This is a genomic window from Enterobacter dykesii, from assembly GCF_008364625.2.
Lineage (GTDB): Bacteria > Pseudomonadota > Gammaproteobacteria > Enterobacterales > Enterobacteriaceae > Enterobacter > Enterobacter dykesii.
On sequence record NZ_CP126604.1, the window covers coordinates 2594842 to 2607461 of the forward strand.

Consider the following 12620-nt stretch of genomic DNA (forward strand, 5'->3'; position numbering starts at 1 on the left):
GAAAAAAATCCACGCCCTGGCGTGGATTTTTTTATTCCGGGGTTAAAACACATTTTCTAATAGTTCTGTTTTCATGCTGGGTTCAAAGGGAATGATTTCAACAGTCGCAAGCTTTAACGCCTGAAAAGGATCCTCTCGCAAGCGCTCCTCAAGAGAGGCAAGACTCTCACACTTAGCGAGAATGACCCCACCGTTTCTTGGGTTCCGTCTACCGGACGCCAGGAAAATCACCTCTGCGTACCTTTTTTTAAGCCACTCAACATGAGCAGGTATCGCTGCGTCAATCTCTTCGAGTGGTTTGATATAGGTTAAAATGACAATGTAAACCGCGCTCATCCTTTGCCTCTTAGCTCTGTTTTAAACCGCTTGTTGGAACTGCTTATGCAGCCCTCTTTTGCCACCGGTTATTGTTATGATTTTTTGGTGCTTTTGATGTTAATACGCAGGGCCCGATAGAGACAACGCGTTACGCTTCATATCCAGGAATAAAACCAATCATGCCAGCCGTTTTGCTTTTCCGCATAGCTACAGACCACAACCACTTGCTTTGACAGGTTGAAAGTTAAGTAATAGAAAGCTGCACCTTCAGGAGGCGCAGACCAAAATAGTTTTTCACCCTGCGCATTGAAGATGGTCAAAACGGTTGGTAATGGCTTTGGCTCGCTTAACGCAAAGACTAACTGGCGTGTCGAGTCGACCATTGTATAGTCTAAAAATGGCATACTAACCAGTATGTTACGTTCACCACATGCCCATTGAAGCAGGTCATTTTCTTTAATACAAATGAGATTTTCAATCATTGATAAACCTCAAATTACTTGATAACTATAAACCTGCGGGTTACCATCGAGTTTTACAAAGAAATCAACTCTATAATAATAGTCAACGCACTAAATAAAACGATAACTTTTTTCAAATATTAAAATCTAGAAAAGTTTCAATTTTAAATGAAAGAGCATTGTTTAACATTAAATTAATTAACTTTCCACGCACTATAATAAGATATTATCCTTATGAAAAGAAAGGCTTGTTTTTTCCTTCTCTAGTCTGAGTGGCTATAATAACCTCATAAGCATCATTTTCACTTTTCTGTGCTTTCAATGCCTCTTCCGGAGTAATTTTCGACTCCTTTTTAATCATAGCAATAGTTCCGGTATCATATTGGATAAAATATTCACCATTTCTTTTGATTATGTCAACACCAAAATCTGTAAAAATAACTTCATTCATTTTTCACACCTCTATTTATTTATAATTGGTGTAATCAAAGCATCACCGATAGGTGTTTAATCTATTACGGCCTCAGGGATGCCTCCCGACGTCTTACCACCAGGAATCCAAAAATCTTTGCCAGTTGTTGATTTAATATTTTATTGCCATACATTGAACAACTGCTTCCATATCTGCTGTTCCTCAATTGTAGGGACTCTATAATCCTGAGTCTTTCGCCTATATTTCATAAAACATGAATCTATAGCTCGAATAGCCACCATTTTTTCTTTTCGACAATCATCTAAAATAGATTGCATATCCTGTAGACAATTAGAATCAAGAATATATTTTTGAAAAAACAGTTCCAGAAAATCTAACACTTCATTATAAGATTGTAAATTTATCATGGTTCCTCTGGCAGAATATCAATCTTGTCGAAATTAATAACTCTATTTTCAGCATGCAGCTGTTGAACATTACCTTGGCCGTATTCAGGGTATGCCTTAGTAAACGGTTCAAGTGGCGCTCCTGGTCTATCGCCGAACATTCTCGGGGTTCGCACTTGCGGAACACCATTTTCATATAATTGAAGCGTATCAAACTCAGCTCTAAGACGTCCATCACTCCATGATTTATCCAAAGGATCAAGTGGATTCAATTTATCTGCTCCTTTGATCTGGAATGCATCTCTTACTGTGCGACCGGAGTCTAATTTATCAAAACCAAAACAATTGACTGGTGCGGATTTGGATTCAAATGTTTTAGGCACCCATGCGTTAATAGTACCGTCATCCTCAAGATACCTCAGATGTCATAGCGCCAGCGAATGCCGTTCAGCTGCGTCAGGCGGTTCTGTGTGACCTTCTCAGTAGACCCTTCCAGCGGGTTACCGGCAGCGTCCCGTCCTGAACGAGCAGGCGCCCGGCGCTGTCGTACTGCCAGCGGTACCAGCTGAAAGGGTTATCGTCCCGCTCTTCCCGGACCAGGTTATTGCGGTAGTCGCAATCCGAGCAGAGAAACCAGCGGCGCATCGCTGGGTGCGAAAGGTAAAGATTACATCATTAAAAATTACGATGTGATGAACTTCTTTTTTTATGTTCGATTTGTTTGAAAGAAAAAAATCCACGATTTAACGTGGATTTTCCCAATATACTGAACTAAGTTGTTTAATAAATAAAAAATTATAGCATAAATATGCTATTACTTTCTTTATCCATATCTAGGCTTCCTAACGCTCCAAGATCTAAAGAATAAATCTCATCAGTACCTTTGCGCAAATTCAAAAAGTACCCAAGATCACCATCTTGACCAATCAATAAAACGTCAGGCTCAACCTCTTGAATTGTATATGTATTATTTCTTTCAAGTAAATCAAAACAATTGAAAACATAAAGCTGGTCACCATTTGCTCGTTGAATTTCATAAGAGTCAGTGTCCTTGACGTTTTCAATCATAAAGCGCTTATATTCAGAAGGTAAAGACATGCGCATGAGTTTTTCAATTTCATTTAGCTGAACAATTAAATCCTGTTTTTCCATATCAACTTACCTTTAAGCCAATAAGTTATATATAAAATAAATATTATTGCTATTAGACTCTCTCTATTGATCGAAATATTTATACGAATCCCTAATCGATTTTATTGCCTGCTGTTTTGGAACACCTGAATCAATCATTTCTTAGTAACTGATATGAAACTCTTGTTTCAGCGTTGCATCCTAATCTCCAGGCGAAGCTCCACGGGTTCGCTGAGTAGAACATATATTAGCATATAGACTACCTGATGCGGATTTAAGTAACTTGATTGTTGCGAACCCGCGGCTGGGCGATGATTTCCGTCAGGCGGTTGTGCGTGACCTTCTCTTCAGATCCTTCAAGCGGGTTACCGTCCCGCTTTTCCTGTACCAAGTTATAGCGGTAGCAGTAATCCCTGCGGCTGATCCCCGCAGCGATGCCGTCGCCCAAGGCGGTCTTACTCGCTGCGGGGATCAGCCGCCACTGGGGGCTTTTCTCAGGGTAGAGTTGTTCGTCGCGAGTATACTGACAGCTTATTGAAGACAAGGGTAAGCAAGGCGCGAAAAAAGCAAGCAAGCAAGATGCGTGCAGAAGGAAAAAAGAATAGTGTTAAAAATGACTACGTGGTGAACTAATTAATTATTTAACATTTTTTTGGATGAAAAAATCCACGCCAGGGCGTGGATTTTCATTCAGAGATAAACACCCTCTTCTAATGAGTTTTCAGTAAACGTTGCTTTTGTAAAGGAAATTAGCACATCTGAACCATGCTTTTTATATTTAACCTCGTAACTACCTGGCTCTAAAGTAATAAACTCGCCTGAAATAGCATCTGAATCATCTGGCTCCAGATCTCCGCCAGTGACATCTTCTCCCGCCCCTATGAAAACCTTTCCCGTAGGTACGTTTAAAAATAACGATCCGGTATATTCACCAATATCATTTTTAATATCAACTTTATAGTTACCATCATCTCCAAGATTGAGAAATAACACATTCCCTTTATTTATTTCTTCAACTTCATCTTCTGGAAGACTCCACCAATCTGCATCATCATTTATCCTATGCTTTAATGACATCAAATCATAAATTACTAATGTGGCAGTATCCGTCTGTATATTAATGGATTTATTCATTTTACCCCCCCTACTGAAATATTATTTCACTGATGGCGTCTCCGGGCTGAAGCCCCGCCTTTCTGCCTGCATTTTTCAAAGAACTACCGACACTTTTATTAATAGTTTCATTCAGCATTTGTAATCTTTGTGTAGGCGAACCTCCAACAATTAAATCAACAGGATGATCAGCGTTTAACTTACTTAGATCAGGTGCTGAGCCAAACATTTTTTCAAAGCGCGCAGAAACAGCCTGCCTGTAAGAACTTTGCAAAGATGAAATCCTAACCTCATGGGTGCCCGGAGACCAAACTAACTCTCCTCGTTGAGCCGCTCGGTTTAAGGCATTCATTTTTTTCATAAACTGTCTTTCAAGGAATTTTCTCTCGGTTGAAGACAGCTTTGTGCTGCTTAAAATCTTCGGTTTATTGACAGTTAAGCGGGTACCTCCAGAACACCTACTCAACCCCCACGGATCCACCCACCCCAGCGCATTCGGCGCATACTGGTAAAGGTTTATCCCCCCCGCCAGCCCTATCGGGTCCTGCTGCGTAAACCGTCCGCAGTCTGGGTCGTAATACCGGAACAGATTGTAGTGCAGCCCTGTCTCACGGTCCAGGTATTGCCCCTGCATGCGCAGGTTCTGAGAATATCCTGATACCTGCGTCTCGCTTTCCCGCAGCAGCTTGCCCCAGGCGCTGTTTACCCCTTCCCAGCGCACCTGCCCTTCGATATCCGTCATCCGCTCCGGCGTGCCGTTGGGCTGGCAGTGGAACCAGAAGATCTCCGGAGCATCCACGCCATCAATACGCGCCAGCGGATCGAAGCTGTCCTGATCGCTGTAGACGTAGGTCAGCGGCACATCCCCGTGCACCTCCTGCAGCAGGCGGAAGCCTTCCCAGACAAACCGGGTGGTGACCGGCTTGCCGGTTGGCTGTCCGCCCAGCATCTGCCGTCGCGTTTTGCTGATGCGGCGACCAAGCGGATCGTAGCGGAAGCTTACCTGCGTCTGCGGTTTGTTGCGGTCCCGCGGCTGGCTGATGACCTCCGTCAGGCGATGTTCGCCGTCGTAGCGGTAGTGCCAGCGGGTCTGGCTGTTATCTTTCTCCACGGTGCGGCCGTGGATGTCATAGCGCCAGCGAATGCCGTTCAGCTGCGTCAGGCGGTTGTGCGTGACCTTCTCAGCAGATCCTTCGAGAGGGTTACCTGCAGCATCCCAGCGCCACTGCTCCTGGCCGGGCAGCGTACCGTCCTGAACGAGCAGGCGCCCGGCGCTGTCGTACTGCCAGCGGTACCAGCTGAACGGGTTATCGTCCCGCTCTTCCCGCACCAGGTTATTGCGATAGTCGTAATCCCAGCGGCGGGACCAGCGGCGCGGCGACGGGCGCTGGGCATTGCCGGTAAAGACGTCCCGGCGGTGCAGTCGGCCGAGGCGGTCGTACTCGCTGCGGGTGGTCAGCAGCCACGGGGGCTATTCTCAGGGGGGGATATTCGTCGCGAGTATAACGACCGCTAAGGGTAAGCAATGTGCAAAAAAAGCAAGCAAGATACGTGCGGAAGGGAAAGATTAAGTCGTTAAAGATAGCGATGTGAAGAACTTCTTGTTTAATGTTTGATTTGTTTTGAATGAAAAAAATCCACGCCTTGGCGTGGATTTTTTGCGCGTGATCTATCAATAGATGACTAGTTTGCCCGCTGGCCAAGTACCTGACCATCCACAGGGCATATGCCCAGCTTCATAAACATTAATTAATCCGTCAAAAAAGAATGGCTCTTGAAGAAAATTACTATACGCATCTTCAAGCAAGTAATTCACAAGATCCCATTTTAACGTCTCAGTCATTGAGCCTTTCACTGACTCCGGGAGGGTTATTTTTGGGATAATATCATTCTCTACAACATTCTTGGCTTCTTTGACCAAAGAATTCCAATATTGATATTTGTTAGTGTGTTTTTTTGCGAGATAACCCGTTATTTCATTACCAGCCGCCAGGGTGGCTCTTTCCCATTCATCGCTATTCAGCCCTTTTATAAATAAGCTAAAGGACTGAACTTGTATAACACCAGTGAGTGTCGTTGCCACACCAAGATTAACAAACCAATTAATATTATTTAACCTATATATTGCTAACCAGGATATCTTCATATTTTAACCTGATTTATTTTACCTAGGAACCTAGGTATGTTCATAACTCCAAGCAGCCATGCTGCTTTATAATAAAGCTCTATGAGCTGCGTCACAGAGCTTTATTAACAATATGAATATCAAAATAACAGCAATCGAATTAAATAAATCGATTAAATTTTTAAGTGTACTTTAAGAAAGATCCTCTTCTGCTACTAATTCGTTAACAAAGTTAGCAAATGAATTTGTCAGATATCTTTGAAGTTTTGTGTGATTCTCGTGCATAGTCAAATCCTCATCAAAAGAATCTGTAGCAAAATATACAATTGAGTAATTATCTAAATTCAGGCAGAAGAAATTCCCTCCCCAATCATTTGCGAAAGGAAGCAGGTTTTTAGGAATCACTTCCCTATCCACCATGCTGATATAGCAACCGTCAATTAAAGAGCCAGGGGCATTATTTGTATGACTATTATAAACAAACGGCTTAAACGCAGCCACCTCTATTGGCTCAAAATCTTCATCACCGTCCCACCAACTTTTCTCTGGGGTGCCACCATTAAATTGCAGATAATGTGAGACAAAATCATCCGGAAGAGTAATAGATAATTTATCTTCCGCTTTAGCAATATCTGCACGTCCAATATTTTTTTCACAGTTACTGAAATGATTCATTGATTTATACCTCACTGGTGACAGTTTGCACGCAATTTTTTCGGGACTCGCCCCTTCAACCAGCCTTTAGAATGAGAAACAGCAATGGCTTCTTGGGAACCATATTTTACGCCAAAATATTTCTCGAATTGTGAGACTGAGCCTTTATGTGGGAAAGTAGCTTCATGCGCAGAAGTTTTTACTAATTGCATTGTTGTCCTTCCTGTGGCTGGGTCAAAATCATCGACATGATGCCATGTATATCCGGTTGCTTCGCTTTTAGAAATACCGGCTGCCTTGAAAGCCTCGGTGAAATCTCTATCTCGAGTTCCTTGCATTGTAATAGATACAATATTCTGTTTCGTTCCATTGATAGGGAAAAGATCTGGACTTCCTGTAAAGTCAACTCCCTTTAATGCTAACCCCCACGGATCCACCCACCCCAGCGCATTCGGCGCATACTGGTAAAGGTTTATCCCCCCCGCCAGTCCTATCGGGTCCTGCTGCGTAAACCGCCCGCAGTCCGGGTCGTAATACCGGAACAGATTGTAGTGCAGCCCTGTCTCACGGTCCAGGTATTGCCCCTGCATCCGCAGGTTCTGAGAATATCCTGATACCTGCGTCTCGCTTTCCCGCAGCAGCTTGCCCCAGGCGCTGTTGACCCCTTCCCAGCGCACCTGCCCTTCGATATCGGTCATCCGCTCCGGCGTGCCGTTGGGCTGGCAGTGGAACCAGAAGATCTCCGGAGCATCCACACCATCAATACGTGCCAGCGGATCGTAGCTGTCCTGATCGCTGTAGACGTAGGTCAGCGGCACATCCCCGTGCAGCTCCTGCAGCAGACGGAACCCTTCCCAGACAAACTGGGTGGTGACCAGCTTACCGGTTGGCTGTCCGCCCAGCATCTGGCGTCGCGTTTTGCTGATGCGTCGCCCGAGCGGATCGTAGCGGAAGCTGACCTGCGTCTGCGGTTTATTGCGGTCCCGAGGCTGGCTGATGACCTCCGTCAGGCGATGCTCACCGTCGTAGCGGTAGTGCCAGCGGGTCTGGCCGTTATCTTTTTCCACGGTGCGGCCGTGGATGTCATAGCGCCAGCGAACGCCGTTCAGCTGCGTCAGGCGGTTGTGCGTAACCTTCTCTGCAGATCCTTCGAGCGGGTTACCGGCAGCGTCCCAGCGCCACTGCTCCTGTCCGGGCAGCGTGCCGTCCTGAACGAGCAGGCGCCCGGCGCTGTCGTACTGCCAGCGGTACCAGCTGAACGGGTTATCGTCCCGCTCTTCCCGCACCAGGTTATTGCGATAGTCGTAATCCCAGCGGCGGGACCAGCGGCGCGGCGACGGGCGCTGGGCATTGCCGGTAAAGACGTCCCGGCGATGCAGTCGCCCAAGACGATCGTATTCGCTGCGGGTGGTCAGCAGCCCCTGAGTGCGGCTGGTCTCCCGGTGGAGTTCGTCGCGGGTAAAATCGGAGACCGACAGCTTATCAAGAACAATGCTGAGCAGATGCCCGCTGCCGTAGTAAAACTGCTTGAGCTCGCGGCCGTCGGGCAGCGTGACGGAGGTCCGGTTGCCCAGCGCGTCATACTCCCACGCCAGCTCGCCGTGCTCGCCCGCCTCGCGCGTGACGCGACCGAGCGCGTCATACTCAAAGGCGAGCTCCTGCTCTGCTTCGGTGGTCCACGCGTCGGCTGCAAGCGCAGGATGCAGCCCAATCCGGCTTAACAGCCCGGACGGCGTGTAGTGATAGCGGGTCTTCCCCTCCGGCGTGGTGCGGGCGACCAGCTGGCCGCTCGCGCTCCAGGCGAAGGCGTGGGTGATGGCCTCCGGATGACCGGCGGCAAACGTGCGCGCTATCGTGCGCCCGCAGGCGTCGTAGCGATACTGCGAGGCTACGCCATCGAGCCCTACCTCTTCCAGCAGCAGCGAGTCCGCGCCCCAGCGGAACTGATATGCTTCGCCGTTTTCGTTTTCCAGGGCAATCAGACGCCCGCGGCTGTCCCAGCGGCGGCGTACCTCTTCACCCTGCGTATTACGGGTGGCGGTTAAGCGCCCTGCCTCATCATATCTGAACTCACTCTCTTTACCGTCGGCGCCCGCATGCTTCACCGGCAGGCCACGTTCGTTCCATTTGAGCGATTCCGTCCAGCCTTCCGGGCGATCGAGCTGCACCGGACGCCCTGCGGCGTCGTAGCGATAACGGGTCTCTTCCCCGTCGGCGCCAGTCTCGGCCACCAGCCAGCCCAGCGGATGGTAGCGGTAGCGGGTAATACGCCCGGAACAGTCCGTCGAACGAACGATCTGCCCGGCCTCGTTATACTCCTGGTAGCGGCTCTTTCCGGCGGCATCAACCTCTTCAACGACCTGGCCGAACGCGTCCCGGCGCAGCTGCGTGGTCTGCCCCATCGGGTCCACCACGCGCTTCAGCCCGTGATGTTCGTCGTACCAGAACCGGGTGGCGCTGCCGTCGGCTTCGATAATGGCCGCGGGAAGCGCGCGGTGCTCCAGCCAGGCGGTGGTGCGGGTATTGCCGTCAGCGTCGATCTCCTGAACCCGGTTACCCATTTCGTCGTAGACGAAGGTAACGGCATTGCCGAGCGGATCGATGCGGCGCGTCAGAAGCTCGTTGTCGTCCCACTCGTAGCGCCAGTTTTCACCGCGCTCGTCAACGTAGCGGACAATCAGATTCTGCGCGTTCCAGTAGTGGCGGCGCGTCTGGCCGTCGTAGTGCTCGACGGTCGTCAGCCCGGCGGCTAAATCGTAGTTAAAGCGGCACCCGTCGCCGGTGCTGGTGCGGTTTTCCACCACGCGCCAGTGATCGAATTTTTTCCAGCGGTATTCGCTCTCCAGACCGCCAGGCATCCGGTGCCAGACCATCAGCCCGTGCTCGTTATAGCGGTATTCACGCGTCACCACGCCGGAGGCATCCGTCGCGCTCGCCAGCTGTCCGCGCGCGTCATAGCCCCACTGCATCAGCGGCCAGGTTTGGCTGCCGTCGAAATGGCTGGCAGCGGTAACGCGCTGCGGGAAACGTTCATCGTCATAGCGCAGGGTGACGTCTATCGCCCGCGGCTCGTCGTGAAGGCCGACCAGCCTGCCGTGCTCGTCCCACTCTATCAGCAGCGCGTTGCTGTATTCGTCGCTGAGGGAGGCCAGACGCAGGATAGATGGATTCGCCCGGGTCGGTTTATACAGACGCCACACCGCACCGTCATCGTCGGCAATCGCCACGTCGCCGTTCTCATTACGGCGGATGATAATGCCTTCGCTGATGCTGTAAAACGCACGGTCGACAGGCGGCAGTTCAAAGCTCAGCTCGCGCCCGGTTTCATCGAACCAGGTCGCATTGTTATCTTCCAGCGTGAGATAGCTGTCAAAGATCGTTGCCCAGCCCAGGCCGAACAGCCCTTCGCGGGTGGTCAGGCTGTTGTAGCTGCGCTGCCAGCGAAGCGGGAAGCGCCCCGGCAGCGAGAAATCGAGCTCGTCGTCGTCATTCAGCACCTTCACGCCGGTGGCGGCGTGAACCGGGTGCGAGGAGCCAAACACGGCATTCACCGCCATATCGGCCAGCATCCCGCCGCCGGCCGCCGCCAGCGCACAAGGCATGTTTTTCAGGATCTTACCCGGACGCCCTCGCAGCAGGGAGAGCGCAATCATCCCCAGCGCCAGACCCGGCGTTTTACCGCTTTTGATATCGCGGACCGTGAGCGTGTCCCCGCCGATGATCACGTTCGGGGAGACGTCGTCGGAAACGGTGCCTTCGCAGGTGGTGCGATCTTTCGCGCGCACCGCGGGCTGCCCGTTGATAAAGACACTTTTAGAGCCTTCCGCCAGATACTGCGGCCCGGAGTGCTTTTCGCACGCCACCTTGTCTTCTTCCAGCGGTGAGGTTCCCGCGGCGGCAGAGGCCACGCTCGGCTGCCACATTTCGCTGCCAAACTGTCCGGCGGCGGAAAGCAGCATGCCCGCGTAATCGGCAAAGCTGCCCGGCGACTGCGGCTCAGGGGACGGCGTATCGGCGGGCGTCAGCGTGCCTGCCGCCCGCGCGGCGGGGATTGCGTTGGTGAGAACGTTGCTGGAACCAGTAGTGATTTTACCCGCAGGCGACGGCGGGAAAAGCGCATTGCCTAACCCCTCAGCGGCGTTGCTGATATCGTCGGTGATCCCCGCCACGTTCGCCAGCACGCCACCGATAATCCCGCTTAACAGACAGCTGGATCCAATTGCTGCCACGCCTGCAGCTGCTGCCCCGGCCCCCAGCAATGGCGCCGCTACGGTTGCTGCTGCGCCTACCGCCGCGCCGATCACCGCATAGGCGGCACCTTCCGCCACAATGCTGGTGATGTCAGCAAAAATGCTGGAGTGAATAATCTCGTCGCCCTTACGGGCCGCGTTGTTATCGCTCATGCCTTACACATTCCGGTTGTCGTTTAGCGTCAGACTCTGCTTAAGCGCGCTCCAGCGCACCTCGTCCTCTTCGGTGAACGCCCTGAGTGCCGAGAGGGTAAAAATCATCAATACCGGTTTGCCCGGCGTCTGCACGGCCAGCTGTTTTTGCCACAGGCGCTGCCCGTTACGGTCAAAGGTGGTCTCAACTTCCAGCCCGTTAATTTTTCCGTCAGGCCCGGCTTTTACGTTCCGGAATTCGCTCTGGGCAATTTCGCCCATCTGCGGACGCAGCACATCCCACTGGCGGTGGAACTCTTGTTCATAGTCGCTGCCATCGGGGATAACGCCGCGACTGACCACCACGGACAGCCCGCTTTCGTCATCGCGAATAATATTCATGCTGTTATCCTGCCAGGCAGCAGGAAAAAGGGAAAACGAACCTTCCTGGAGGGTGTATTTCATAAGTGAACTCGGGATGATTAATATTGTGAGAAACAAAAAGGCCAATCCATGCTGGCCCTTTGGCTGGCTGTTTTATTATTTACGCCATTGACCTGACTGTTCGACTAAAACCTGGCTGCCTTTGCTGACAACCAATTTCGCGGGTGCATACGTCACGGTGTAAGCGATATCGCCATTCTTGTACGTTGAGCCGATTATTTTACCTGCAGAGTCGTGCAACGTTTTTCCCTTTAAGGAGATCGTACTGTTATCACTTTTGCGCACGCCGAGATAAACCATCTGGTCACATTCGCTATCGAAATGGCCGCACCTGTTAATAAGAGAAATAGCGAACTTTTCGGTGTCGAGCTTTCTGGTTTCAGCGTTATGAACCGAAGCGGCTTTATGTAACGTATAACGCAGCGGAGCATAGTAATTTCCATTTTGAGGAGGAGTGGCTAAACGCCATTCCATTTCATCCCCCTTTATTTCCAGAACAGCACGTCCGCCTGTGCCGCCAAACGATGAGTTGAATTCAATATTGGCACGATTGCCATCGATCGTACCGGTAAGATTACGCTCATCATCTTCCGGGCAATCTATGCGGTTTCCTCTCTGGGAGATATAGCAATAAGACCCGGTGATACGGTTGCCTGATTCAGCTAACCGCAGGGTTAACGTCGAGTCGCTCCCGAATTCTCCAGCCCACTCCCCGTCAAACGCGAGGCCTGACTGGCTGTTCGTTGCAAAATGCATCGCATTGAATCTGGCGGCCCACTGCTGAATATCGGCATTTATAACCGGGCTATTATCAGAAGACTGGTAATGAATAACGTCCGACTCCGGAACCACCCAGGCCGCAAAGATTTTGCCGTCAGGATTGATGACCAGCGCGGACGCATTCTCCTGGTAGAGATCCTTTAGCCAGCCTTCAACAAACAATCCGCCACCTGTGGTGGTATGCGGTTCACCAAAGACATCAAAGTTATCAATAAAGGTCTGGTAATGATTTCCCAGCAACACCCTGAGATTATCTGTCACTTCGCTGTCGTTAACGATGCGGCTAACCGTATCGAGCTTATTGTATTGCGATAATACAAGCGCCGATGACGTTTCAAAGACGCCTGTCCATAAAGCGGTGAACAATACGACTGCCAGATATTTTTTGGTCAT

At 50.3% G+C, this 12620-nt stretch carries 13 protein-coding genes and 2 pseudogenes; all 15 read right to left on the reverse strand.

Going from position 1 to position 12620, the window contains the following annotated elements; genetic code table 11:
* Positions 1-42 precede the first annotated feature (42 nt).
* Positions 43-336 (reverse strand): YciI family protein, encoded by a 294-nt coding sequence (locus F0320_RS12490; protein ID WP_149323984.1) that lies wholly within the window; start codon positions 334-336, stop codon positions 43-45.
* A gap of 137 nt (positions 337-473) precedes the next feature.
* On the reverse strand, positions 474-800 hold the full coding sequence (locus F0320_RS12495) for a hypothetical protein (RefSeq protein ID WP_233443222.1): 327 nt from the start codon (positions 798-800) through the stop codon (positions 474-476).
* 211 nt (positions 801-1011) lie between these two features.
* Positions 1012-1230, reverse strand: a complete 219-nt coding sequence (locus tag F0320_RS12500) for a hypothetical protein (protein WP_047652244.1) — start codon at positions 1228-1230, stop codon at positions 1012-1014.
* A 385-nt stretch (positions 1231-1615) separates the two neighbouring features.
* Positions 1616-1981 carry a hypothetical protein gene (locus F0320_RS12505; protein ID WP_233443223.1) on the reverse strand — a complete coding sequence of 122 codons (366 nt, stop codon included), beginning with the start codon at positions 1979-1981 and terminating at the stop codon, positions 1616-1618.
* 38 nt (positions 1982-2019) lie between these two features.
* Positions 2020-2249, reverse strand: a pseudogene (locus tag F0320_RS21795) (RHS repeat domain-containing protein); the annotation flags it as partial.
* A gap of 144 nt (positions 2250-2393) precedes the next feature.
* Positions 2394-2750 (reverse strand): hypothetical protein, encoded by a 357-nt coding sequence (locus F0320_RS12510; RefSeq protein ID WP_047652246.1) that lies wholly within the window; start codon positions 2748-2750, stop codon positions 2394-2396.
* A gap of 63 nt (positions 2751-2813) precedes the next feature.
* Entirely contained in the window at positions 2814-2888 is a 75-nt protein-coding gene (locus tag F0320_RS21800) for a hypothetical protein (RefSeq protein WP_396349943.1), read from the reverse strand.
* Positions 2889-3003: 115 nt separating this feature from the next.
* A complete protein-coding gene (locus tag F0320_RS12515; protein ID WP_161785597.1) occupies positions 3004-3177 on the reverse strand; it encodes a hypothetical protein in 174 nt (57 codons plus the stop codon).
* 242 nt (positions 3178-3419) lie between these two features.
* The gene (locus F0320_RS12520; RefSeq protein ID WP_047652248.1) at positions 3420-3863 is read right to left on the reverse strand and encodes a DUF6386 family protein; all 444 of its coding nucleotides are present in this window, start codon (positions 3861-3863) and stop codon (positions 3420-3422) included.
* 10 nt (positions 3864-3873) lie between these two features.
* A pseudogene (locus F0320_RS12525) lies at positions 3874-5304 on the reverse strand (RHS repeat domain-containing protein); the annotation flags it as partial.
* A gap of 210 nt (positions 5305-5514) precedes the next feature.
* On the reverse strand, positions 5515-5988 hold the full coding sequence (locus F0320_RS12530) for a hypothetical protein (RefSeq protein WP_126331336.1): 474 nt from the start codon (positions 5986-5988) through the stop codon (positions 5515-5517).
* Between the two features lie 171 nt (positions 5989-6159).
* Positions 6160-6642, reverse strand: a complete 483-nt coding sequence (locus tag F0320_RS12535) for an SMI1/KNR4 family protein (protein ID WP_047652251.1) — start codon at positions 6640-6642, stop codon at positions 6160-6162.
* Between the two features lie 11 nt (positions 6643-6653).
* On the reverse strand, positions 6654-11024 hold the full coding sequence (locus F0320_RS12540; protein ID WP_047652252.1) for an RHS repeat-associated core domain-containing protein: 4371 nt from the start codon (positions 11022-11024) through the stop codon (positions 6654-6656).
* A 3-nt stretch (positions 11025-11027) separates the two neighbouring features.
* Complete coding sequence (locus F0320_RS12545) at positions 11028-11468, reverse strand: DcrB-related protein (RefSeq protein ID WP_023330599.1); 441 nt, start codon at positions 11466-11468, stop codon at positions 11028-11030.
* 75 nt (positions 11469-11543) lie between these two features.
* The gene (locus F0320_RS12550) at positions 11544-12620 is read right to left on the reverse strand and encodes a hypothetical protein (RefSeq protein ID WP_047652253.1); all 1077 of its coding nucleotides are present in this window, start codon (positions 12618-12620) and stop codon (positions 11544-11546) included.

Excerpts from the sequence above, each read along its gene's own strand:
- F0320_RS12490 (WP_149323984.1), bottom strand. The coding sequence starts at position 336 with ATGAGCGCGGTTTACATTGTCATTTTAACCTATATCAAACCACTCGAA.
- F0320_RS12550 (WP_047652253.1), bottom strand. The coding sequence starts at position 12,620 with ATGACCAAAAAATATCTGGCAGTCGTATTGTTCACCGCTTTATGGACA.
- F0320_RS12535 (WP_047652251.1), bottom strand. The coding sequence starts at position 6,642 with ATGAATCATTTCAGTAACTGTGAAAAAAATATTGGACGTGCAGATATT.
- F0320_RS12545 (WP_023330599.1), bottom strand. The coding sequence starts at position 11,468 with ATGAAATACACCCTCCAGGAAGGTTCGTTTTCCCTTTTTCCTGCTGCC.
- F0320_RS12510 (WP_047652246.1), bottom strand. The coding sequence starts at position 2,750 with ATGGAAAAACAGGATTTAATTGTTCAGCTAAATGAAATTGAAAAACTC.
- F0320_RS12495 (WP_233443222.1), bottom strand. The coding sequence starts at position 800 with ATGATTGAAAATCTCATTTGTATTAAAGAAAATGACCTGCTTCAATGG.
- F0320_RS12500 (WP_047652244.1), bottom strand. The coding sequence starts at position 1,230 with ATGAATGAAGTTATTTTTACAGATTTTGGTGTTGACATAATCAAAAGA.
- F0320_RS12520 (WP_047652248.1), bottom strand. The coding sequence starts at position 3,863 with ATGAATAAATCCATTAATATACAGACGGATACTGCCACATTAGTAATT.
- F0320_RS12530 (WP_126331336.1), bottom strand. The coding sequence starts at position 5,988 with ATGAAGATATCCTGGTTAGCAATATATAGGTTAAATAATATTAATTGG.
- F0320_RS12540 (WP_047652252.1), bottom strand. The coding sequence starts at position 11,024 with ATGAGCGATAACAACGCGGCCCGTAAGGGCGACGAGATTATTCACTCC.